The sequence below is a fragment of the Catenulispora acidiphila DSM 44928 genome (assembly GCF_000024025.1).
Lineage (GTDB): Bacteria > Actinomycetota > Actinomycetes > Streptomycetales > Catenulisporaceae > Catenulispora > Catenulispora acidiphila.
In genome coordinates this window covers 9,213,881-9,235,435 of sequence record NC_013131.1, presented here as the reverse complement: position 1 = coordinate 9,235,435, position 21,555 = coordinate 9,213,881, and the positions used below count along the sequence as shown (strand labels likewise).

The 21,555-nt window shown below is 70.0% G+C and carries 19 protein-coding genes; 9 read left to right on the top strand and 10 right to left on the bottom strand.

Going from position 1 to position 21,555, the window contains the following annotated elements; all coding sequences use genetic code 11:
• The first annotated feature begins 192 nt into the window (after nucleotides 1–192).
• Complete coding sequence (sigJ, locus tag CACI_RS39310) at nucleotides 193–1,251, top strand: RNA polymerase sigma factor SigJ (RefSeq protein ID WP_015796506.1); 1,059 nt, start codon at nucleotides 193–195, stop codon at nucleotides 1,249–1,251.
• 7 nt (nucleotides 1,252–1,258) lie between these two features.
• Here the strand turns inward: sigJ and fxsT are convergent, their stop codons facing one another.
• From fxsT to CACI_RS39275, 7 genes are all read right to left on the bottom strand, one after another.
• The gene (fxsT, locus tag CACI_RS39305) at nucleotides 1,259–5,233 is read right to left on the bottom strand and encodes an FxSxx-COOH system tetratricopeptide repeat protein (protein ID WP_015796505.1); all 3,975 of its coding nucleotides are present in this window, start codon (nucleotides 5,231–5,233) and stop codon (nucleotides 1,259–1,261) included.
• Nucleotides 5,223–6,299, bottom strand: coding sequence for a TIR-like protein FxsC (locus CACI_RS46720; protein WP_015796504.1), 1,077 nt, complete (start codon nucleotides 6,297–6,299; stop codon nucleotides 5,223–5,225). Before CACI_RS46720 ends, fxsT begins: the two co-directional genes overlap by 11 nt.
• A 110-nt stretch (nucleotides 6,300–6,409) precedes the next feature.
• A complete protein-coding gene (locus tag CACI_RS39295) occupies nucleotides 6,410–8,794 on the bottom strand; it encodes an FxsB family cyclophane-forming radical SAM/SPASM peptide maturase (RefSeq protein WP_015796503.1) in 2,385 nt (794 codons plus the stop codon).
• Nucleotides 8,795–8,808: 14 nt separating this feature from the next.
• Nucleotides 8,809–9,006: a hypothetical protein gene (locus CACI_RS39290; RefSeq protein ID WP_015796502.1), complete on the bottom strand. Its 198-nt coding sequence runs from the start codon at nucleotides 9,004–9,006 to the stop codon at nucleotides 8,809–8,811.
• Nucleotides 9,007–9,294: 288 nt separating this feature from the next.
• Entirely contained in the window at nucleotides 9,295–10,032 is a 738-nt protein-coding gene (locus tag CACI_RS39285; protein WP_015796501.1) for a hypothetical protein, read from the bottom strand.
• A 175-nt stretch (nucleotides 10,033–10,207) separates the two neighbouring features.
• Complete coding sequence (locus CACI_RS39280; protein ID WP_015796500.1) at nucleotides 10,208–10,828, bottom strand: HAD family hydrolase; 621 nt, start codon at nucleotides 10,826–10,828, stop codon at nucleotides 10,208–10,210.
• Nucleotides 10,829–10,847: 19 nt separating this feature from the next.
• A complete protein-coding gene (locus CACI_RS39275; protein ID WP_015796499.1) occupies nucleotides 10,848–11,786 on the bottom strand; it encodes a hypothetical protein in 939 nt (312 codons plus the stop codon).
• A 91-nt stretch (nucleotides 11,787–11,877) separates the two neighbouring features.
• On the opposite strand from CACI_RS39275, the gene CACI_RS39270 reads away from it, so the two are divergent.
• From CACI_RS39270 to CACI_RS39255, 4 genes are all read left to right on the top strand, one after another.
• Nucleotides 11,878–12,729, top strand: a complete 852-nt coding sequence (locus CACI_RS39270; protein ID WP_015796498.1) for a 2,3,4,5-tetrahydropyridine-2,6-dicarboxylate N-succinyltransferase — start codon at nucleotides 11,878–11,880, stop codon at nucleotides 12,727–12,729.
• A 20-nt stretch (nucleotides 12,730–12,749) separates the two neighbouring features.
• The gene (gene dapE / locus CACI_RS39265; RefSeq protein WP_015796497.1) at nucleotides 12,750–13,865 is read left to right on the top strand and encodes a succinyl-diaminopimelate desuccinylase; all 1,116 of its coding nucleotides are present in this window, start codon (nucleotides 12,750–12,752) and stop codon (nucleotides 13,863–13,865) included.
• A 163-nt stretch (nucleotides 13,866–14,028) separates the two neighbouring features.
• Nucleotides 14,029–15,198, top strand: coding sequence for an alpha/beta hydrolase (locus CACI_RS39260; protein ID WP_015796496.1), 1,170 nt, complete (start codon nucleotides 14,029–14,031; stop codon nucleotides 15,196–15,198).
• 162 nt (nucleotides 15,199–15,360) lie between these two features.
• Nucleotides 15,361–16,140 carry an LOG family protein gene (locus tag CACI_RS39255; RefSeq protein ID WP_015796495.1) on the top strand — a complete coding sequence of 260 codons (780 nt, stop codon included), beginning with the start codon at nucleotides 15,361–15,363 and terminating at the stop codon, nucleotides 16,138–16,140.
• Here the strand turns inward: CACI_RS39255 and folP are convergent.
• Nucleotides 16,132–16,947: a dihydropteroate synthase gene (gene folP, locus CACI_RS39250; RefSeq protein ID WP_049872163.1), complete on the bottom strand. Its 816-nt coding sequence runs from the start codon at nucleotides 16,945–16,947 to the stop codon at nucleotides 16,132–16,134. The genes CACI_RS39255 and folP overlap by 9 nt on opposite strands.
• 175 nt (nucleotides 16,948–17,122) lie before the next feature.
• On the opposite strand from folP, the gene CACI_RS46715 reads away from it, so the two are divergent.
• Entirely contained in the window at nucleotides 17,123–17,674 is a 552-nt protein-coding gene (locus tag CACI_RS46715; protein ID WP_190276684.1) for a DivIVA domain-containing protein, read from the top strand.
• Nucleotides 17,675–17,748: 74 nt separating this feature from the next.
• Here CACI_RS46715 and CACI_RS39240 read toward each other — a convergent pair whose 3' ends face one another.
• Nucleotides 17,749–18,534, bottom strand: coding sequence for an enoyl-CoA hydratase-related protein (locus CACI_RS39240; RefSeq protein ID WP_015796492.1), 786 nt, complete (start codon nucleotides 18,532–18,534; stop codon nucleotides 17,749–17,751).
• A gap of 187 nt (nucleotides 18,535–18,721) precedes the next feature.
• Between CACI_RS39240 and CACI_RS48690 the strand changes: the two genes are divergently transcribed.
• Complete coding sequence (locus CACI_RS48690; RefSeq protein WP_015796491.1) at nucleotides 18,722–18,889, top strand: DUF3117 domain-containing protein; 168 nt, start codon at nucleotides 18,722–18,724, stop codon at nucleotides 18,887–18,889.
• A 279-nt stretch (nucleotides 18,890–19,168) separates the two neighbouring features.
• Here the strand turns inward: CACI_RS48690 and CACI_RS39235 are convergent, their stop codons facing one another.
• On the bottom strand, nucleotides 19,169–19,804 hold the full coding sequence (locus CACI_RS39235) for an O-methyltransferase (protein WP_015796490.1): 636 nt from the start codon (nucleotides 19,802–19,804) through the stop codon (nucleotides 19,169–19,171).
• 544 nt (nucleotides 19,805–20,348) lie between these two features.
• On the opposite strand from CACI_RS39235, the gene sigE reads away from it, so the two are divergent.
• Both sigE and CACI_RS49400 read left to right on the top strand, forming a co-directional pair.
• A complete protein-coding gene (gene sigE / locus CACI_RS39230; RefSeq protein WP_083796214.1) occupies nucleotides 20,349–20,957 on the top strand; it encodes an RNA polymerase sigma factor SigE in 609 nt (202 codons plus the stop codon).
• The gene (locus tag CACI_RS49400; protein ID WP_015796488.1) at nucleotides 20,954–21,493 is read left to right on the top strand and encodes an anti-sigma factor family protein; all 540 of its coding nucleotides are present in this window, start codon (nucleotides 20,954–20,956) and stop codon (nucleotides 21,491–21,493) included. The genes sigE and CACI_RS49400 overlap by 4 nt, the downstream gene beginning before the upstream one ends.
• Nucleotides 21,494–21,555 lie beyond the last annotated feature (62 nt).

The following is a 21,555-nucleotide window of genomic DNA, read 5'->3' as shown; positions in this document are numbered from 1 at the left end:
TGCGTTTTGTGACGCGGCGTCGGAGGAGGCGGCGGATCGGCGGCACCAGCGGTGTCACAGGTCGCGCCTGCATCTTGTCTTACTTGTGTGCCCTCAGAACGTCGCGGCCCTGGTCCGGAGATGGTGTCCGAACGGCTTTTGGCCAAGGATTGCATGAAATGTCCGCGACGACGCGACGAGACGGAGGCGAGGGTGAGTGATGCTGGTCAGGTCGCCGAGCTGGACGGCGCGCGGGGCGCCCTTGTAGGCGTCCGCATAGATGGCGGTGCTGATTTCGGTGGCGATGTCGGCGATGTCAAGGAGGGCGTCGGTGAGCGTGTGGGCGACGGTGCAGACGGCCTGGAGGAGGCTGTGGCGGTCTTCACCCGGGTGCGTCCGCGGCTGTTCGGAATCGCCTACCGCATCCTGAGCAGCGTTACCGAGGCTGAGGACCTGGTTCAGGAGGTCTGGGTGCGGTGGCAGACGTGCGACCGCAAGGCGGTGCGTGATCCGGCGGCGTTCCTGGCGACGACTGCGATCCGGCTGGCCATCAACGAGCTCCGGTCGGCGCGTGTTCGGCGGGAGAAGTACGTTGGGCCGTGGCTGCCCGAGCCTGTCGAGACCAGTGCCGATCCTTATCTCGGCGCCGAGCGTGGTGAGGCCTTGCAGTTCGCGGCTCTGCTGCTGATGGAGAAGCTCACTCCTAATGAACGCGCGGCGTATGTGCTGCGGGAAGCGTTCGATTATTCGTATCCGGAGATCGCCGACGTTCTGGGCACGACCGGCGCGGCGGTACGGCAGTCGGTCAGCAGAGCCCGTAAACACATGGCGCGCGAACGCCGCGTTTCCGCTCCTGCCGCCGCCCAAAGGGAGCTGCTGACCAAGTTCATTGCAGCGGCTCGTGACGGCGACATGGCAGCGCTGGAGCAGCTCTTCGCCGCAGACGTCGCCAGCGTGTCCGACGGCAACGGCCGCGCCCGCGTCGGCCGCCGCCCGGTGGTCGGGGCATCGCGTGTGGCGAAGTTTCTTAAGGCGATGTCGAGCTGGTTCTGGGACGGCGTCGAGGTGCTGTGGGTGACCACGAACGGACAGACCTCTGCCCTGCTTCGGCATGACGGCGCTCTGTGGGGAATGATCACGGTCAGCGTCTCCGGCGAGCACATCGATCAGGTGCTCTGGATGTTCAACCCGGAGAAGATCACCGCGAGGTCGCTGCCGCCGGGACTGGTGCTCGATGGCGGGTTCGCTGAGGTGACGAAGGCGAGCCCTTAACCACCGCCTAGTACGCCGCGGCCTCCAGATCTCTCCCGATTCGCGCCCCGGCCCGTACCCGCAGGCACACGGGATGCTCCCCACCCAACAGCGTGGCGAGCCGGTCGAGGCAGCGTGCCGTGGTGACCTCGGCCTCCATGCTGCGGCCTGCCGCGCGCAGCGTCGCGGCGTGGTTCGCCTCCGCTGTGAGTGTGTAGACGTGGTCATCGCCTAGGCGGTCCCGTGTGCCGGTGAGGACGCGATCCTCTAGCGAGGAAGCCGCAGCCAGTTCGCCGTCGTCCGCTAGGCAGTTCGCGAGGTTGCCCGCTGCGGCGAGTGTGAAGGGGTGGGATGCGCCTAGAGCGGCGTCGAAGCCGGACAGTGTGCGCTCAGCGTGTGTTCGAGCACGGGTCACGGCGCCGGCGGCCCGCTCATAGACCGCCAGGTTGTTCACTGCCGCGAGCGTATAGGGATGCTGTTCCCCTAGCTCCTCCTCATACGTAGCTAGGCATTCTGCGCTGATCGTGACCGCCTCCGCGTCCCGGTCCTGCGCCGCCAAGTCCGCCGCGCGGTTCAGCGCACAGGCGCGCGTGTCGGGATGCCGCGGGCCGAATCGCTGGAGGTATCGCTCGTATGTGGACTGGGTCAGCTCCTGAGCCTCGGCAAGCCGCCCGCTTTTGCGGAGTGCCACCGCCAAGCTCTTAGCGGTACGGAGGGTCTCGGCGAAGTCGTCGCCTAGTACGTCGCGATACATGTCCAAGGTCGCGCGCAACAGCTCCACTGCCTCCGTGAACCGTCCCGCGTCGATCATGTCTCGGGCCAGCGACCCTGCGGAGCTCAGCGTGTAGGGATGCCCTGCCCCGAGTACCTCCCGGCGCCGGGCGAAGACCTCCCGGTCCATCTCCATCGCCTTGGAGAACTCGCCGACCAGCCGATAGGAGATAGCCAGGTTGTTCGCGGAGGAGAGCGCCTGCGGGAAGTCCACACCGAAGTTCTCAGCGAACCGCGCATAAGTCTGCTCATCCAGCGCCAGCGCCTCCTCGAACCGCCCGAGCCCGCGCAGCGCCGCCGCCAGTCCGCCGGCGGTCATCAGGGTGTGCCGGTGATCGTTGCCTAGCGCGGCGGCCTGCGCGCGCAGCACCTCGGCGTTGATCGCCCGCGCCTCTTCGAAGCGGCCCATCGACCAGAGCACGTTCGCGGTCTGGAACCGCAGCGACAGTAGGTCCGGATCCTTGTCCGGCGATCGCCCCCGCGACGTCCACACGGCGGCCAGCTCCTCGGCGAACGCCAGCGCCGCTCCCAGCTCCCCGCGCTTCCACAGGTACCGGACCCGGTCGATCAGCAGTTGCAGCGTCTCGCCCTCGGCACACAGCCGTGCCCGGCTCGGTCCCAGGTGTGCCCAGATCTGGTCATAGCGCGGCCAATTCTCCGGGTCGTCGGTGTCCCCGGCTCTGGGGCGCGCGCCGACCAGCACCCGGTGCACCTCGTGGCATGCCTGCTCCTGGTCCGCCTCGCTCATCCGGGCCCGGATCACCGACTGCACCAGGCGGTGCACCTGCAGCGTGTTCGAGGCGGCGTCCACTCGTGCCAGCGCGAACCGCCCGACCTCGCGGACCACGCGCCCGATCATCATCCGGTCGCGCAGCGCCTCGTCGTGCGGGATCAGGGCCTGGATCATCTCGTCCGAGCGCAGCAGCGCCATCGACACCGGCTCCGGCGCCAGGAACGAACACAGTTGCAGGAGCCGAACTGCCGCTGGGGAGCGGTCGCGCAGCGCCTCGAAGGAGATAGTCCACGTCGTCGCCACAGGCACCGGGTAGTCCCCGGGCTGATTCAGCGCCAGCACTGCCGACGCCTGCCGGTCCAGCTCCGCCAGGTACTCGCCGACCGGAGTTCCGGTTTCGGTGAGCCATGCCGCCGCTTGCTCGACTGCCAACGGCAGGTCGCCGAGCGCGACGGCCAGCGCGCCAGCGTCCTCCACGGCCAGCCCAGGGACTCGCCGCCGCAGGTGCTCCACGCTCTCGGCGCGCGTGAACACCTCCACCTCGACCGGCGCCGCCTCCTGAGTCCATGCCGGATTCCGCGATGTGATCAGCACATGTCCGTGCCGGCTCTCCGGTAAGAACGGACGCACCGCACCGGGCTCGTCGGCGTTGTCGTAGACCAGCAGCCAGCGGCGCACCGGATCCCCGCGCCGCAGCGCCTCCAGTACAGCTTCCGCAGTCTCGGCGATACCGCTGTCCGCGCGCGGTCCCAAGCCCAGCGGGCGAGCCAAGCGTGCGAGCTCCGTGGGGATCAGCTCCGGCTGGTCCGCAGAGAGCCACCACACGAGGTCGTAGTCGCCTTTGAACCGGTGCGCGTACTCCAGGGCGACCTGGGTCTTGCCGACGCCTCCCAGACCGTGCAGTGCCTGTGGCAGTGCGGAGCCCGCAGCCGAGCCGTGCAGTAGCCGATCGCGGACGTGTTCGAGGACGTCGTCGCGTCCAGTGAAGGTGGCGTTGCGGCCGCGCAGGTTCCAGACGCGCGGGTCGACGCCGGGGAAGCGCGGTCCGTGCGTCCGCGCGGAGGGCAACGCATCAGGGGAGCGGGCACGCCACTGCGCATAAGCGTTCCGATCCACGGCGCGCAGTAGCGTCTCCACAGCCTCCGGCTCGCTGAGCCGTGCCAAGTCGATCGGCGGGTTCGCTTGGTACTGCGCGGGCAGCCGGACGTCCGCGACACGAACCGCGGTGATGCGCTGCGGAGACCGCCCCTCGGCCGACAGCGTTCCCGCGCCGAGGCGGCGGAGGTCGGCGTGCACCTCGGCTGAACGCAGATACGAGTGCGACGTGATGGCGAGAACCTGTCGGTCCCCATCGGGTACTCCCGCCTCGGACACTCCGTCGGAATTCGCTATAGCGATTCCCACACCGACGAGGTCCGCAGTCACCTCTACTTGCGCCAGGATCTCCCGGACCCAGTCGGCCCACATCCGATCCTCGGCGACGTAGTGGATCAGAGGACGGACCTTCGTGGTCTGCCGTCTGGTGAACCCCTCCAGAACCCGCTGCCGCCGGGTCTCCTCCATCGCGGGCAGACCAGTGACACGGCCCACGGTGATCTCCGCCGTCAGCCGCTCGAAGGCAGCCAACAGCGAGGTCGGTAGTCCGGGTGTGTCGCCGAAGACCGCCAGGGTCTCCTCATACGCATAGAAGGGCCGATAGGGGATCTCTACAGAGGCCCAGTACTGCGACCGGCGCTCATCGTCCATGCCGGCGGGGAACCCGGCGAACCGGGACGCCACTAAAGCACGCCCGGCATCCGCCTTCACCTTCTCCGCCTCATCGACACGCATCGGCACAGGCAGGATGCGTAGAGGGCGATCCAGACGGTGCTCCCGCACTCGCTGCGCCACCCCAAGCGCGCCGTCGATGTTCTGGTCACTGAGGGCGAAACAGTCCACGAGCACGTCGGGCAGCTGGAGCGTGCAGATGTCGGCGATGTCTGACAAGCCGGTGCGGCTGTCGATGAGGATGTAGTCGTACGCCGCCTTCATCCCCTCGCGCATCGCTTGGAAGAACTGGCCGCCGCCCATCTCCTCGTAGAAGTCGTCCCATCCGCGCGGCGCCATTGCCGAGGCGTAGTCGCGGTTCTGGCGGCCCGCCGGCAGGAAGTCCAGGGCGCCGCCTCCGGGGAACGGCCAGTCCACGGCCACTGTGTGCCGGGCTACTTCAGCGGCCTGCCGGTGCCAGTCCGTCGGCCGGTCCTCCCGATGCTGGTGCACCTGCCAGGCGTAGTCGACGATCAGATCGATGACCCCGCCGGCCGACTGCAACACCGACGGCGGCAGGAACGGATGGTAGAAGCGGTGCAGTCCCGGCGAGTCCAGATCCCAGTCCACCGCCAGCACCCGGTGGCCGTTCGCGGCCAGGATCCACGCCACGTTCGCCATGGCCATGGTGCGGCCGGTGCCGCCCTTGTAGGAGTAGAAGGTGATGACGGTGCCGTCCGGATCAGGGGACATCGGGCGCTCCTCCTGGCGGTCGATCAGCGGTGGGTAGGGAGCGCAGGCGGGGCGGGCGCGCGGAGCGGCCGTCCGGGGCGTGGGGCGTCAGATGGCGTAACAGCGCCGCCTTGGCGGCGGGGTGCACCTCTCGGAAGTAGAAGTCGTCGAAGTCTGCGGACGCGATCTGGTGCGGCCGGCTGGCGAACCACTCCGCGAGCTTCCCCTGTACGGCGCGGATGTATGCGGTCACTGCGTCGTCTGCGGAGTCGTGCGGGCTTGGGCTGCTGCTCTCGGACGGACCTGCCAAGAGTTCCGCCATGGGTCTTCCCGGCGGAAGCGCGAGTGGACGTCGCCCCGGTAAGGACAGCGGCGTACGTCCACCGACGTGGCGTACCAGGTCCCCGGCCGCCTCGAAGAGGCCTTCCGCGTTCTCGAACCGGCTGCGCACCGCCGTGAAGTCCACTGGCAAGGACGCCTGGGGCGCGCTGCTTAACGCCACCCGCACGACCTCCCTCGCCAGCGCATGGATCGCCAGCTGGTACTCGTCCTTGAAGCGGGCCAGCCGTATTAGCTGCAGGAAGCCCAGGCGCGCGTAGGCCTCGCCGAGAGTGTGGTGGTCGAACTGGAGAGCTTGTGCGGCCGCCGGCAGCTCGGTGTCCGGCATCGGCAGCCACAGCACCGGGATGATCGCCTCGGAGCGGCTGCCGGAGGTCAGTTCGTGCGCGCTCTGCCGCGCCTGGAACAGGTACCACTCGCTGGCGCAGCTCAGGGATGTGAAGTAGCGCGGTGTGTAGAGCGGCACGAACACCCGGCAGGCCGCCAGCGCCTCCGATATCCGGCGCGGCCATTCCTGCCCGACCCGCAGCTCCCGGTCCATGAACCCGGGGCGCGCGTGGCGGGGCAGCGTGGTCAACTCCGCGACCTCGAAGGTCAGGTCGTCGAAGAAGCGCAGGGTCCAGCGATCCGGATCCTCGGCCGTTCCCGACTTGTCCTCTGGGGCGCGGTGGTGGCGGGCATAACTGAGGAAGAAGACCGGGGCCGACCCGTGCTCGGCGCCCTGCGGCACCTGACTCGAGACAGCCATCCGCCCCCCTGCAACCGGCGGGTTACCCCGTTACCTTCACTTCTTCTTCACACTGCGTCTCTAAGAGGATTGCGCCGTGTAATCGGTGGCGTCAATGGTGTGCGGGGCGGTCAGACCTTGGACGTCCAAGCTTCCAACGTGGTGCGCAGCGCCTCCACGAAGTGCAGACCGAGCGGTGTCAGCGAGCCGGAGCCGGCGAGGACATGTGTGGCGCGCAGGGTGTGTCTGAACCACAGTGCGAACTCCTCCTCGGCGTGTTCGCGCTCCTCGGAATCGAGTGCGGTGAAGCGGCGGACGCGCCAGAAGTCGGTGACGCCGACGTGTGCGTACGTCCCCTGCAACAGTCCCTCTAAGGGGCGCAGGTCCTGTCGCCATGGAGCCTCGAACAGGCGGGTGTCGTGCGGGTCGTGCAGGTCTGCCATGTCCAGGACCGCGCCGAGCTTCGCGTGCTGGAACTCGTGGATCATCAGGAGCGCCAACGTGGAGGCGGATGGGCCCTTTGGACCGGTAGCCGCGACAGGCAGAGCCACACCGATTGCGCCATATGCGCGGCGCGCAGTAGAGCTGACAGCGCGGCCGGATAGAGACGGCGCCAGCGGCACGATCGTCGACAGCCCGGCCGCGATGCCCGGAGCGTAGGAGTGATGGTCCCGTGCGAGGAGATCCCAAGCTGCGGGGACAGTACGTATCCAGGTAGTCGCGTCACTGTCGGGCAGCCGTTGCGCGACCTCCCAGTGATGGCAGCGGCGGAAGGGGTCGGTGTCCTCCAGAGCGATTCCGCCTCCGGCGAACGACGGGAGCGCGACACGCCGGACGCCTTGCCATCCCGGCGCGCTGAATACGTCGCAGTCGCCCCCGGAGATACGCATCGTTAGGGATCGGCCCGCGTCCGCGCCGACTACGAGGCGTCCGAGAGTGGGGAGATAGACGGCGCCGCGGCGCACCGGCACCTCGATTTCGGCATCGACGACCGCACGGATTGCGATCGCTGCCGCCAGCGAGGCCAGGTGAGCGAAGTCCTCCGGATTGGCATGGCCGGACTGCGCGTCGTCCAGGCAGCGCAGTGCCCAGACCGACGTATAGGGATGCCCGAGAACGTCGTGCAGGGCGTTCTTATGTCCGGCGTCGAGCGTCTTCAGCATGGCGATCGCAGCGTCCACGAGTTCCTGAAGGGACCCGCTGTTGCCCTCTGCTGCGGCGAACACCTTGGCGAGCAGCAATATGTGCAGCGAACGCTGGAAGCGGTTCAGGTGTGCGACCGCCTTAGCGTCGCCGTATCCGTGCGCCAACTGGTGCAACACATCTGCGGACAGCCCTAGGGAGCGCTGCGCGGGAACTCGTGCGACGACCGACGTTTGGGTCCGGGTCCTGATTCCTGTGACCAGTTCCTTGAGGTCCCGGCAATAGACGCTCGGATTGTCGAACGGATCAGGCGGACGAACCGGGGGAGTCGTCCGGGAGGGAGCGCTATAGCGATGCGTGCGTAGCCCGCCCCCACATACGGCGACCACAGGACAGCGCTGACAGGTCTCACACAGATCGGCCAACCCGTGGCGGCGAGCCTCGAAGCCAGAATGCACCGACACCTCGTCGAAGGAATGCTCGGCGACGGTGAAGCCGGTGGCAGGCGCGCCGTCATACGCCGCCTTCAGGGAGTCCGTTTGTTCCAGCGTCCCGTCGGCTTCCACCACCACGAGATCGACCGGGTCCAGGCCCAGCGACTCCGTCCCGCTTGGCAGACCGCGGAAGGCGTCCAGGACCGAGGTGAACGAGCGGATCGGGAAGGGCCGGCTCTCGGCGTTCCACCGGTCGAAGACCTCGAGCATCCAGTCTGCGTATTCGGCCTGCTCGGGGTTTGCTCTAACTGGCGGATCGCTATGCGTCGCGTGAGGGAGGAGGAAGTCGGCGCGCGGCGGACGCGCATCGCGCACTGCCTCGTAGACCGCCACCGGGTCGTTACGGATGTCGATCGTGCATAGGACGCCCGCGTATATGTCCGGGTAGTCGTCGCGCAGTAGCGCGACCGCACGGAGTGCCTGCATGTGGCTGGACGCTCCGTTGGCGAAGCGCCGGTGCCTGTCGGTCGCAGTACGGTCCCCGTCCAGAGAGACGCCGACACGGACGCGGTGTTCGCGGAACAGGTCGCAGTACTCACTGGTGAGCCGGACTCCGTTGGTATGGATACGGAGGTCCACAGCGCAGCCCGCACTCTCGATGACATCACGCAGCGTCGTGAGCGTCGCCCGCATACGCGTCGGCCCTAGGAGGAGCGGTTCTCCGCCGTGTAGTACGAGCGCGACGGCAGGGAGCCGATGCGCAGTGGCGTGCTCTGCGATCCGCTCCGCAGTGCGCCGAACGATCTCGTCCGTCATGAAGCGCGGTTTATGACGCCAGGAGGTGTCGGCGGCCTCGTAGACGTAGCAGTGATCGCAGGCGAGGTCGCAGCGGGTCGCGACCTTCAAGACGAACTGCCGGAACGGCGGCGCGGAGGCCATGGCACCTCCTCCCGTCAGACGGCCGAGTTGAACGACGCGGCCACCGGCACCGTCGCGGTCCCGCCGTCCCGGGGCGGGCAGATGCGCCGGTCGACGTCCTCGGACCGCACCTCGCCGGCCGAGACCGAGCGTGAGACGTCGGCCAGGGACTCCTCGCTCAGATCCACCAGGCCTGAGCTGACACTTGTCGTCTTGCCGTGGCGGTGCTTCATCCGTGGCTCCCGGTGGGGCGGTACACACGTTGTCAGGCATGGCGATTCATTGCGCCTTCGCGGCGCCCCCATGCGAAGAGGTGCGGATAATCGCTCTCAGGGGGGATTCCTCCGTTCATCGGGTTATGTGACATCAAGGCGCGGCGATCAAGCGGCCGGATGGAAACCCCTCGTATGGCCGTACCGCCGCATGCGAAAGACCCCTGGTGCGCGCGAGCGCATGCCAGGGGTCTCAGGGAAGGCTTTCAGAAGCCGGCGCCGCGCTGGAGGAGCCGACGCGCCGTCGGCTCAGAAGCCGCCGAGGATTCCGGTCAGGCTGCCGACCGGCAGGCCCTGGGTCAGGGAGCCCACGACCGGCAGGTTGCTGGTGGGCAGCTGGCCGACGACCGGCAGCGAGCTCTGCGGCTTGGCCGAGGCGGCCGGGCTCGAGGTGACCGTCGGGGCGGTGATGGTCGGGGCGGTGACCGCGGGCGCGACCGGCGCGACGGCGCGGCTGCGCTTGCCGGCGGCGTGCGCCGGGGTCATCAGCGCCGGCGGGGTCGGCATGTGCGGCGCCGGGAAGGCGGCCTTCAGCTCCGAGGCGGCCTGCTCGCCGGCGGCCGCGGCGGAGGGCGCGGTGGGCGCCGGGGCGCCGGTCATCTGGCCGACCACCGGCAGGTTCTGGGCCATCGGCCCGACCACCGGCAGCTGGCCGGCCAGGCCGCTCACCGGCAGGCCGCCGGCGATGTTGTTCAGCGGGAGGCCGCCGGTGAGGCCGTTGACCGGGAGGCCGTTGGCCAGGCCGCCGGAGATCGGCATGACCGAGTCGAGCCCGCCGATCGGCAGGGCTGAGCGGGTCACCGGCAGCGGCGCGACGGCCTGCAGCGCGGGGGTGGCGGCGGTGGTCGAGATCGGCGCGGTGTCCAGCGGGACGCTGGTCGTCGGTGCGGTCGCCGCGGAGGCGACGCCGCCGACGACGGGACCGGCGGCCATCGCGGCCGCCGTGACGACCAGGCCGCGCCGGACCGTGGTGCTCAAGGTGCTCATTGCCTGGGTCTCCTTGGATCGGGGCTGGCGCGTCTACGCGACAGCTCCCTGCCCAACGGATGAACCCCGCTCGGGGAAACGCCGAAAGAAGTAAAAGGGAAGTAATATATATAGACAGTGATCGGGTCGTCCGATATCAGAATCCGATGGTTCGTTCGGCTATCAGTATCCGGTATCAGTATCCGGCCGCCGGCGGGAATTCCGCGTCGAATTCCGCGATGTGCCGCCGCGCGTCGCCGGCGCCGGTCCACAGGAAAGCCCGGATCCCGGCCTCCCGCGCCGCGGCGACATTCACCTCACGGTCGTCCAGGAAGAACACTTCCCGCGCCGGCGCGCGCAGCTGGTCCAGCAGTGCCTGCCAGATCGCCGCGTCCGGCTTGGCCACGCCCAGCTCTCCGGAGATCACGAAGTGCTCGAACGGCGCGGCCCACTCCCGCGTCCGGAACGCCGCGCCGTGCGCGATCGGCGCGTTCGACAACAGCGCCAGCCGCCGCCCGGCCGCGGCGAGGTCGGCCACCAGTTCCACCGACTGCGGGTCGAGGGTGTTCCACAGCTCGACGTCCGCCGCGCTCAGCGCCTCGGCCTCGTCCGGACCCACCGTGACCCGGGCCTCGGCGCCGACCGCCTGCCAGTAGTCGAGGGCGGGCATGCCCCGGTCGAACTTGTCGCGGAAGAGCCAGTAGCCCTCCGCGAACTCCTCAGCCGGCGCGCCGGCCATCTCTGCCAGCCGTGCGAAATCCGAAGCCGGCGGCCGGTGGGCGATGACCTCGCCGTAGTCGAACACGATCCATGTCATCGCCCCAGCCTGCCAGGGCTCAGCCGCCCTTCACCACCGAGACGTCCACGGTCTTGTCGGTCGCCGACGTCGTCTGCCACTTCCCCGACGAGCGGGTCCACACCTGGTCGGAGTACTGCACCCGCTCCACGTTCAGCGTCTTCGACGAGGCCACGGCCCAGGCGGCGAGCACCTGCGGGGTGAACAGGTTGTTGGACGTTATCCGCAGCGTCAGGCCGTCGCCGGAGTGCGAGTACTGCGGAGCCGCTCCGGCGCCGTTCGCGCTGAACTGCTTCACCAGCGCCTGGCCCAGGGTCGAGGCGCGCGGCGTCAGACCGCTCGAGCCCGGCGCCTCGGCGGCCAGCTTCGGGTCCTGGAACGTGCAGGTCAGCGAGGTCCCGGACTTGGCGTCCAGCGAGGTGGCCAGGACCGTGGCCATCTCCTGCCACTGCCCGTAGGACTCGCCGGAGGGGTCCGCGGAGCGCTGCACGGCCTGCGCGGCCTTGCCGACGTCGATGGTCTCCCAGTGGTCAACGTTCAGCAGCGCGTAGAAGAACTTGTTGGTGGAGTAGACCGGGTCCATGATCTGGTCCGGGGTGCCCCAGCCCTGGGAGGGGCGCTGCTGGAACAGGCCGACCGAGTCGCGGTCGCCCTCCGACAGGTTCTGGATCTTCGACTCCTGCTCGGCGGTGGCCAGGGCGATTATCGTCGCCCGCTCCGGCAGGCTCTTGGCCCGCGCCACCGCGGCGATGGTCGCCGCGTTCGCCATCCGCTGGTTGGCGATCGTGGAGGACTGGCCGTCCGCGCCGACGGCGGTGCAGTTCTCGGCGGACACCCCGCCGTGGAACGCGCGGTACACGTAGTACCCCCCGGCGCCGAACATGCCGAGCAGCAGCAACGTCACCAACCAGGCGCCGATGTGCCGGGATTTGCGCGGCGCTGTTTCCTGCCTGCCTCGGGGGCGGCCTCTCTGACCCATACCGTCCAGTTCCGTCCGTTAACGTCCGAGATCCGTCCTGCGGTGTGAACGCCGCCAGGCCACCGTAGCTGAAACACATATCGTGGTGGCCATGACGAACGCACCGACCTCTCAGGATTTCGCCTCCCCGATCCCGGCCGTGATCGACGAGCTGTGGGAGCGCCGCACCGAGCTGAGCCCGGCGGACTCCGACGCGCGCAAGGCCGTCGTGGAGGCCGTGGACCTCATCGACGCCGGCACCGCGCGGGCGGCGTTCGTCGACGCGGCGACCGACGAGGTCGTCGTGGACGAGCGGGCCAAGCGCGCGATCCTGCTCTCCTTCAAGGTCCTGGACATGGTCGAGTCGAACGCCGGGGACTTCCGCTACCACGACAAGATGCCGCTCAAGGCCGATTTCGGCGGCGCGCGCGTGGTCCCCGGCGCCATCGTCCGCTGGGGCTCCTACGTCTCCTCCGGCGCGATCCTGATGCCCTCGTTCGTGAACATCGGCGGCTACGTCGACGCCGGCACCATGGTCGACACCTGGGCCACGGTCGGGTCCTGCGCGCAGATCGGCAAGAACGTGCACCTGTCCGGCGGCGTCGGCATCGGCGGCGTCCTGGAGCCGGCGAACGCGGTCCCGGTCGTCATCGAGGACGACGCGTTCATCGGCTCGCGCTCGATGGTGGTCGAGGGCGCCCGCGTCCGGCAGGGCGCCAAGCTCGGCTCTGGGACCAACATCACCAAGTCGATGCGCGTCTTCGACGCCGAGACCGGCGAGGAGCTGCCCCGCGGCGAGGCGCCGGCCTGGTCGGTCTGCGTCAGCTCGACCCGGGTGAAGAAGTTCCCCGGCGGGGAGTTCACCACCCCCTGCCTGCTGGTGCTGCGCCGCCTGGAGCCCGGCGAGTCGCACGACAAGCTGCAGATCAACGACATGCTCCGGGACAACGGGTTCACCGGCTGAGGACGGGGAGCGACCAAGCGATGTCCGGCCTGGACCTCACACAGAGCGCCGCCCGCCTCACCGCGGCGCTCGTCGACATCGAATCCGAGAGCGGGAACGAGAAGGCGCTCGCCGATGCAGTCGAGGAGGCGCTGCGCAAGTATCCGCATCTGGAAGTACTGCGCGACGGCGACTCGGTGCTGGCGCGCACCAACCTCGGCCGCGCCGAGCGCGTGATCCTGGCCGGGCACCTGGACACCGTGCCGATCGCCGTGGACAGCACGGGGCGCCGCAACGTCCCCTCGCTCCTTCAGGGCGACTGGGAGACCGGCACGCTGCGCGGCTGCGGCACCTCGGACATGAAGGCCGGCGTCGCGGTCCAGCTGGTGCTGGCCGCCACCCTCGCCGAGCCGAACCGCGATGTGACGTACGTGTTCTACGAGTGCGAGGAAGTCGAGGCCGAGCGCAACAGCCTGGGCCGGCTGATCCGCACCCGCCCGGAGTGGTTCGCCGCCGACTTCGCGGTGCTGCTCGAGCCGAGCAACAACATCGTCGAGGGTGGCTGCCAGGGCACGATGCGCGCCCGGCTGACCTTCCGCGGCGCCCGCGCGCACTCGGCGCGCTCCTGGCTCGGCGACAACGCGATCCACAAGGCCGGCGCGGCGATGCGGCGGCTCGCCGAGTACCAGCCGCGCCGGGTCGAGGTGGAGGGCCTGGAGTTCCGCGAGGGTCTGAACGCGGTCGGGATCAGCGGCGGCGTGGCCGGCAACGTCATCCCGGACGAGTGCTCGGTCCTGGTGAACTTCCGCTTCGCCCCGGACCGCGGTCAGGATGACGCGGAACGTCATGTCCGGGAGGTCTTCGCGGATCTGGACGCTGAGATCGTGGTCACAGACTCCGCTCCGGCGGCGCGTCCGGGGCTGCATCTGCCGTTGGCGGCGGAGTTCGTCGGCGCGGTGATGGAAGGCATGGACGCCGAGCCCACGGCGAAGTTCGGCTGGACCGATGTCGCGCGCTTCGCCGAACTCGGCGTTCCCGGCGTGAACTATGGTCCGGGCGAGGGATCGCTGGCCCACAAACCGGATGAATCAGTGGACCTGGGGCAAGTTGTTCGATGCGCGGAGCGGATGAGAAGCTGGCTCGGCTCCGCGCCGTGACCTGAGGATCGGCGGCGCGCACCGGCGGACACCAGGTGCGCGCCCGAGGCAACCGGTTGGGACCCTTCAGCGTCTTACCAGCGGCGGAGCAGCCCTCGTATGTCCACGGGAGTCCGGCGATCGCCCCCGCTGCCAGGCAAGTTCCGAGAGGTCCGAAGTTTCGATGAGCCCGACCGGCTGGCCGATGACGGTGACGGCGATCCTTCTCGCGGTCGCCGCACCGATCGGCACGTATTTGTTGTGGAACCGCATCCGCGGGCCGCGTCCCGTCCGCGCCGTCGCCCGGCTCTCGATGATCGGCGTGAGCCAGGTCATGGCGATCCTGCTGTGCGGTGTGGTCGTCAACAACTACTACGGGCTCTACGCGTCCTGGGACGACCTGCTCGGCCAGACCGGCAGCCCGGGCGTCATCATCCATCAGAACGCGGTCGCCGCCGGCACGCCGATCGCCGGCACCGCCGTGAACGGCGGCCGGGCTCAGGGCGGCCGCGGCCAGGTGGTGCCGCGCGTGCGGCCGGCCGGCCCGGTGCAGACCTTCAAGAAGTACGGCGACGACGCGCTGGCCGCCAGCTTCACCGGGCCGAAGTCCAGGCTCGGCGGCGACAACAACGTGCTGGTATGGCTCCCGCCGCAGTACAACGACCCGGCTTATGCGAACACCGATTTCCCGGTGGTCATGCTGTTCCCCGGCTACCCCGGGACCCCGCAGACCTGGTTCGGGCAGATGGACGGGCAGAAGGAACTGGCCGCGCTGGTCCAGCAGCACACCTCCACGCCGTTCGTGCTGGTCGCGGTCAACATCTCGCCGATAAAGGGCGTGAACACCGACTGCACTGACATCCCCGGCGGCCCGCAAGTGGCGACCTACATCACCGATGACGTCCGGACCATGGTCGAGCGCACCTTCCGGGTCACCACCGACCGCTCCGGCTGGGGCATGATGGGCTACTCCGAGGGCGGCCTGTGCGCGGGCAAGCTGCTGGTGCAGTACCCGCAGCTGTTCAGCGCCGCGGTCCAGATGAGCGGCGATGTGCGGCCGGGCGGCTACGTCTCCAAGTACGGCCCGACCTTCGCGGACCAGAACTCCACGCTGTGGGTCCTGCAGAACCACAAGCCGAACCCGCCGGTGTCGCTGCTGGCCGCGGCCTCCGCCGAGGACGCGCACGGCAGCGTGCTCTCCGACGCGCTGTCGCTGCAGCACGTGGCGCCGGACGTGGTGGATGTCCTGAAGAAGGACCACGGCTCGCACAACACCGCGGTGTGGAAGCAGTGGCTGCCGCAGGCTTACGGCTGGCTGAGCCAGCATCTGGATCAGGTGCACCCGCAGGCCTGAGGGATCCCGCAGCGGGTCTGGCCGGGATCACCGGCAGCCGCCGCAGGTCAGACGCAGGTCAGACGCAGGTTAGGCGCAGGTTAGGCGCAGGACGACCAGCGGCGGCCTGCTCGTCGCTTGGCAGCCGCCGCCCGTCCGACCCCGGCCGGTAGTGTGCCGCCTATGAGTCAAGGCAGCGGGAACGGACACGGCACCGGCAGCAGTTTCACCGAGCGCTTCGTCGGAGCGGTGACCCGTCGGCGGGGACAGGAGCAGTTGCCGGCGGCCACGGCCGACCAGAAGCTGCTGGACCATGCGTACGGCAAGGACTGGAAGGACGAGGACCCCTGGCGGGTGCTGCGCATCCAGGGCGAGTTCGTCGAGGGCTTCGACTCCTTGGCCCGCACCGGTCCGGCCATCACCGTCTTCGGCTCGGCCCGCACCCCGACCGGAAGCCCCGAGTACCTGATCGGCGAGCAGATCGGCCGCGGTCTGGCGACCGCCGGCTGGTCGGTCATCACCGGCGGCGGCCCGGGCGCCATGGAGGCGGCGAACAAGGGCGCCATCGACGCCGGCGGACGCTCCATCGGCCTGGGCATCGAGCTGCCTTTTGAGCAGTCCTTGAACAGCTACATCGACCAGGGCATCAACTTCCGCTACTTCTTCGTCCGCAAGACCATGTTCCTGAAGTACTCCCAGGGCTTCGTGGTGCTGCCCGGCGGCTTCGGGACCATGGACGAGCTCTTCGAAGCGCTGACTCTGGTCCAGACACACAAGGTGACGTCGTTCCCGGTGGTCCTGGTCGGCCGCGGCTACTGGGGCGGGCTGGTGGACTGGATCCGCGCGTCGATGATCCCGGCCGGCAAGATCGCCCCGGGCGACCTGGACCTGATCCACCTCGTCGACGACCCAGACGAGGCGGTCGCGATCATGGGCAAGCCGGGGGAGCGTGGCCTAAGCTAGCCCCCGCTTGGCGACCGCGGGCTCCCGCAGTCCCTGGATCGCCGACACCATCTCCAGCACCTGCCGCGTCTCGGCGACCTCGTGCACCCGGTAGACCCGGGCGCCGAGCCACGCCGAGACCGCGGTGGTGGCGAGCGTGCCGGTCAGGCGCTCCTTCACCGGGCGGTTCAGGGTCTCGCCGACGAAGTCCTTGTTCGACAGCGACACCAGGACCGGCCAGCCGGTCGCGGTCATCTCCGCCAGGCGGCGCGTCGCCTCCAGGGAGTGGCGGGTGTTCTTGCCGAAGTCGTGGCCGGGGTCGATCAGGATGCGGTCGCGCGGGACGCCGAGGGCTGCCGCGCGCTCGGCCTCGCCGTGGACCGTGCGCTCCAGGATGTCGGCCATGATGTCCGCGTAGCCGACGCGGTGCGGGCGGGTGCGCGGTTCCACGCCCCCTGCGTGCGTGCACACCAGCGCCACCGCGTGCCGGGCTGCGACCTCCGCCAGACGCGGGTCCCAGCCGCCCCAGGCGTCGTTGAGGACGTCGGCGCCCTCGGCGCACACCGCGTCCCCGACTTCGGCGCGCCAGGTGTCCACGGAGATGACCGCCTCCGGGAACCGCTTGCGGACCTCGGCGACGAAGGGGACGACGCGGCGCGTCTCCTCGGCGAGGTCCACGGCGTCGCCGGGACCGGCCTTCACGCCGCCGATGTCGATGAGGTCCGCGCCCTCGCTCAACGCCCGCTCGACCCGGTCCAGGGCGGCGGCGTCGGTGAAGGTGGCTCCCTTGTCGTAGAAGGAGTCCGGGGTGCGGTTCACGATCGCCATCACGAGCCGCTGATCGGGACCGTACTCGTAGGCTCCCAGGCGCAGCGTGCTCTGCGGGACGTCGGCCGGGTCCGGGGCGCTCTCGGTGGCGCCGCCGGGGGTGCCGTCCGCGTTCGATGACATGGAGATCAGCCTAACCGCGACGGCTTGGCACGGGGCGTGGCACCATGTGGCCGTGCTGTACTTTCAATTTCTCGTCGTCGCGGCGGTGTTCGGTGCGATCGCGTGGGTGGCCGCGGGCCGCGGCGGGGGTCTGGACGACCCGCGCCAGGACCGGCCCGAGCCCGCGCTGGCCGACGACCGGCAGCTGGGCCGGGAGGACATCGACAGTGCCCGCTTCGCCGTCGGGTGGCGCGGCTACCGCATGGACCAGGTCGACCGGCTGCTGGACCGGCTCGCCGCCGAGATCGACCACCGGGACCGGCTGATCGCCGACCTGACCCGCCCGGCCGGCGCCCGGCTCGGCGAGGCCGGCGTCGGCTACGAGCCGGTGGCGCGGACCCAGGACGGGACGCCCGGCGGCGAGGGTCTGGGCGGCGGGGGAGACGCGGGCGGCGCGGCCACCGCGACCGCTGTGGTGCAGCCCGGCTTCGGTCCAGGTGTGGGCGGCGTGGGCGGCGTGGGAGATGTCGTGCCCGGCAGAGTCGAGCCCGCGATCCCAGCCGATCAGAACCCTGCGGATAATCCGCTGTCGGCCTGGTACCGGCGTCCGGAGGACGACCAGTAGGGCTTTCAGCTCATCAGATCTTCGGCTTGTGAGAACGGCCGGTCCCGCATCGGGACCGGCCGTTCTCAGTTGTCTCAGCGCCCGGTGAAGGTCGGCTTCTCCTTGGCCAGGAAGGACCGCACGGCGTTCTGGTGGTCCTCGGTGGCCGCGCACGCGTCCTGCAGATCGGCCTCCAGCTCCAGGGTCTCGTCGAGGGAGTGGGTCAGCGCGAAGCCGACCGCCTTCTTCATCGCCGCGTACGCCGCGGTCGGTCCGGCGGCCATCTTCGCCGCCAACTCGCCGACCACCGCGTCCAGCTCCTCGGCCGGCACGACCCGGTGCACCAGTCCCAGCTCGGCCGCCTGCTCGATGCCGATGGTCTCCGGCAGCATCAGCAGCTCCAGTGCCTTGGCCGGCCCGACCAGCCGCGGCAGCGTCCAGGAGCCGCCGGAGTCGGCGGTCAGCCCGATGTTGGCGAACGCCAGGTTGATGGCCGCCTTGTCCGAGGCGATCCGCAGGTCGGAGGCGAAGGCCAGGGCCGCGCCGGCGCCGGCCGCCACGCCGTTGACCGCCGCGATCACCGGCTTGGGCGCCGAGGTCAGGGCGCGCAGCAGCGGGTTGTAGTGTTCGCGCACCGTGTTCGCCAGTCCGTTGCCCGACTCCAGGGCCGCCGCGTGCTCCCTGAGGTCCTGTCCGACGCAGAAGGCGCGCCCGGTACCGCGCAGCACGATCACGCGAACGGAGTCGTCCCCGGCCGCCGCCGTCGCCGCGTCGCGCAGCGCCGCCTTGGTCGCACTGTCGAGCGAGTTCAGCGCGTCCGGGCGATTCAGGGTGATGGTGCCGACACCCTCGGTGACGTCGTAGACAACGTTGTCGGGCATAGGGGGTCCCACTCTCCGCCTTATCGGCTTCCAGGCATGTACCAGTGTTGGTCGCGTCCGGTAGAACTGTTTGCAGACTCTGACGAAGCTACTCAGTCGGGCCTCCCGCGGCGACACCGGAACCCAATCCGTGCGCGTGCGGGATAATGGATTGGTTGAGAGCTGGCTCCTAGGAAGGGGAACGAGCATGGCGGCGATGAAGCCGCGGACGGGTGACGGCCCGCTTGAGGTGACCAAAGAGGGACGCGGCATCGTGATGCGGGTTCCGCTGGAGGGCGGCGGCCGGCTCGTGGTGGAGCTGTCGGCGGAGGAGGCCGCCGCGCTCGGCGAAGCCATCAAGGGCGTGGTCGGCTAGTCCGGCGCCGCCTGTCGTGGCACCCCATTCGTCCCACCGGTGACGTCTGGCCCCCGAACGGCCGGGGTCCGGCGTCCTCCACCCACGTGTTCCTTCTCACTTCCATCCCAGGTGCGGACCGGCACCCCATCCCGGTCAGAGGGTCCGCGTCGGTCCGCATCGGGCCGCGTCGGGATGGACGGCGCTACCGCCGCCTCTCCGGCCTGCCCGCGCCGGCGGTGCCCAGGCGACACGCCCGGCCCGCGTCCGTGATCTGCGTCCGTGATCTGCGTCCGTGATTTACGGGCGCTTCACCGCGCACAGCAGCCCGTCGCCGGTGGGCAGCAGGGCCGGCAGCAGCCGGGTGTCCTCGGCCACCTGGCGGTGCAGATAGCGCAGCGCCGAGGTGCGGGCGTCCCGGATCGAGGGGTCGACCACCCGGTCCTGCCCGAGTGCTCCGTCGAAGGCCACGAGCCCGCCGGGCCGCAGCAGGCGCAGCGCCTCCTCGTACCCGGCCAGGTGGTCGGTGCCGGGCCCGCCGCAGAAGACCATGTCGTAGCCGCCGTCGGCGAGCCGGGGCAGCACCGAGCCGGAGGCGCCGCCGATCACCCGGGTGCGGCTGGCCGCGAACCCGGCGTCGGCGAAGGCGCGGCGGGCCGCCTGCGAGCCCTGAGTGTCCTCGTCCACGGTCGTGAGCACCCCGTCCGGGCGCATCCCGCGCAGCAGGTATATCCCCGACACGCCCGCGCCGGTGCCGACGTCGACGACCGCCCGGGCCGCGAGCGTGGCCGCCAGCAGCCGCAGCGCCGCGCCGGTGCCGGGCTCGACCGGGACGATGCCCAGCCGCCGTGCCTCGCGGCGGGCGGAGACCAGGACGTCGTCCTCGGCGACGTACCCCTCCGCATACGCCAGGCTGGCGTGCCGGTGACTGGGGATGACGGCCTCCGAGGGTCGCGGGTCCCGGAGCCTGAGTCGGCCGGGATCTGGTCGGTTGGTTGCTACTGGGCATCAAGAGCGTAGCCATCCGGCCGCGCGCATACCACGTCGGACTGCTCGCCGGACAGTGCCCGCGGCCGGCGCACAGGTGCCCCGCAGGCGCGGTGCGAAGCCGATCCGGGCGCCTGATCGCTGTAAGCGGACACCGCAAGGGAACTGGTCGTCCGGGAACTTCGGCCCGGTGACCGGCCGTTCTGCCCTCGACAGTGGCTCACGGTGTGGAGAGCCGGGAGATCTTAGAGCGATCTCAGGTTCCTTTCAGCCTTTAGCAGCGAGGCAGGCGTCTATGGTGATGAGTGCGGTACTGGAAATAGGAGGTGGGGACGTCGTGGCTGACGCCAACAGCGCCCGCAATCCTGGAGCCGTCCCGGTCAACACCATTGGACCGCGGATAGATCTCGGGGAACTTCGTCGGAGGCGTGCGGCCCGCAAGGCCGCCTTGGAGAAGAACCGCCGGGGGGCGGAGGCGATCCCCGATACCGCGATGCCCGCCGAGGCAGCGCAGAGCGTGGGGGAGACCCAACCCCTCGACGCCGCGGCCGTCGGCTGGGAGCCGCCGAGCTGGGACGACATCGTCCGGACCCATTCGCAGCGGGTGTACCGGCTGGCCTACCGCCTGACCGGCAACCAGCACGACGCCGAGGACCTCACGCAAGAGGTCTTCATCCGCGTCTTCCGCTCGCTGTCCAGCTACCAGCCGGGCACCTTCGAGGGCTGGCTGCACCGCATCACGACGAACCTGTTCCTGGACATGGTGCGCCGCCGCGCCCGCATCCGCTTCGACTCCCTGGGCGAGGACGCCGACGACCGGCTGCCCGGCCGCGAGCCCTCGCCGGAGCGGATCTTCGTGGACTCGCACATGGACGCCGACATCGAGGCCGCGCTGGCCGCGCTGGCGCCGGAGTTCCGGGCGGCCGTGGTGCTGTGCGACATCGAGGGGTTGTCCTACGAGGAGATCGCGGCCACCCTCGATGTGAAGCTCGGCACCGTGCGCTCGCGGATCCACCGCGGCCGCTCGCAGCTGCGAGCGGCCCTGGAGCACCGGGCCCCGGGCGCGGCCGCGAACGCGAGTGGGAAGGAGGGCCGCCGGTGACCAGGCACCTCGGAGACCGCCTCACCGCGCTGATCGACGGCGAACTGGACCACGGCACCCGCGAGCGGATGCTCGGCCATCTGGCGCAGTGCGGCGAGTGCCGCGCCGAGGCCGACGCCGAACGGCAGGTGAAGTCCCGGCTCGGCACGATGTCCGCGCCGCAGGTCCCGGTGGAGCTGATGCTCGGGCTGCTGAGTCTGGACGCCAACCGCCCGGCCGCCTCCGGCGCCGCCAACGGCCTGCCCAGCGGCGGTGGCGGAGCCTCGGCCGGCGGCCAGGGCTCGGGCCCGTCGCCGTTCTCGTTCCAAACCGTGCCGATCCGCCCGCCGGCGGCTCCGGCGGCCGGCCGCCCCACGGCCGGCCGCTCCCCGGTGCGCCCGCAGCGCCTGCGGGTCGCGGCGATCGGCGCGGTCTCGCTGGCGGCCCTGGGCACCGGCGTGTGGCTGGTCGGCGACTTCAGCGCCAGCGCGACTCCGGCGCACGGCCCGGCGAACCCGGCGCCGGCGCAGGTCGTCACCTACGCACCGGGACACTGATCCACGGGGCGTGAAACGCCCGGCTCGTGCGAGGCGGTCGCGGACTCCCTCTTGACGTCGGG

Coding starts and splice junctions, on each gene's coding strand:
- fxsT (WP_015796505.1), bottom strand. CDS start 5,233: ATGTCCCCTGATCCGGACGGCACCGTCATCACCTTCTACTCCTACAAG.
- CACI_RS46720 (WP_015796504.1), bottom strand. CDS start 6,299: ATGGCTGTCTCGAGTCAGGTGCCGCAGGGCGCCGAGCACGGGTCGGCC.
- CACI_RS39295 (WP_015796503.1), bottom strand. CDS start 8,794: ATGGCCTCCGCGCCGCCGTTCCGGCAGTTCGTCTTGAAGGTCGCGACC.
- CACI_RS39290 (WP_015796502.1), bottom strand. CDS start 9,006: ATGAAGCACCGCCACGGCAAGACGACAAGTGTCAGCTCAGGCCTGGTG.
- CACI_RS39285 (WP_015796501.1), bottom strand. CDS start 10,032: ATGAGCACCTTGAGCACCACGGTCCGGCGCGGCCTGGTCGTCACGGCG.
- CACI_RS39280 (WP_015796500.1), bottom strand. CDS start 10,828: ATGACATGGATCGTGTTCGACTACGGCGAGGTCATCGCCCACCGGCCG.
- CACI_RS39275 (WP_015796499.1), bottom strand. CDS start 11,786: ATGGGTCAGAGAGGCCGCCCCCGAGGCAGGCAGGAAACAGCGCCGCGC.
- CACI_RS39270 (WP_015796498.1), top strand. CDS start 11,878: ATGACGAACGCACCGACCTCTCAGGATTTCGCCTCCCCGATCCCGGCC.
- dapE (WP_015796497.1), top strand. CDS start 12,750: ATGTCCGGCCTGGACCTCACACAGAGCGCCGCCCGCCTCACCGCGGCG.
- CACI_RS39260 (WP_015796496.1), top strand. CDS start 14,029: ATGAGCCCGACCGGCTGGCCGATGACGGTGACGGCGATCCTTCTCGCG.
- CACI_RS39255 (WP_015796495.1), top strand. CDS start 15,361: ATGAGTCAAGGCAGCGGGAACGGACACGGCACCGGCAGCAGTTTCACC.
- folP (WP_049872163.1), bottom strand. CDS start 16,947: ATGGCGATCGTGAACCGCACCCCGGACTCCTTCTACGACAAGGGAGCC.
- CACI_RS39240 (WP_015796492.1), bottom strand. CDS start 18,534: ATGCCCGACAACGTTGTCTACGACGTCACCGAGGGTGTCGGCACCATC.
- CACI_RS48690 (WP_015796491.1), top strand. CDS start 18,722: ATGGCGGCGATGAAGCCGCGGACGGGTGACGGCCCGCTTGAGGTGACC.
- sigE (WP_083796214.1), top strand. CDS start 20,349: ATGCCCGCCGAGGCAGCGCAGAGCGTGGGGGAGACCCAACCCCTCGAC.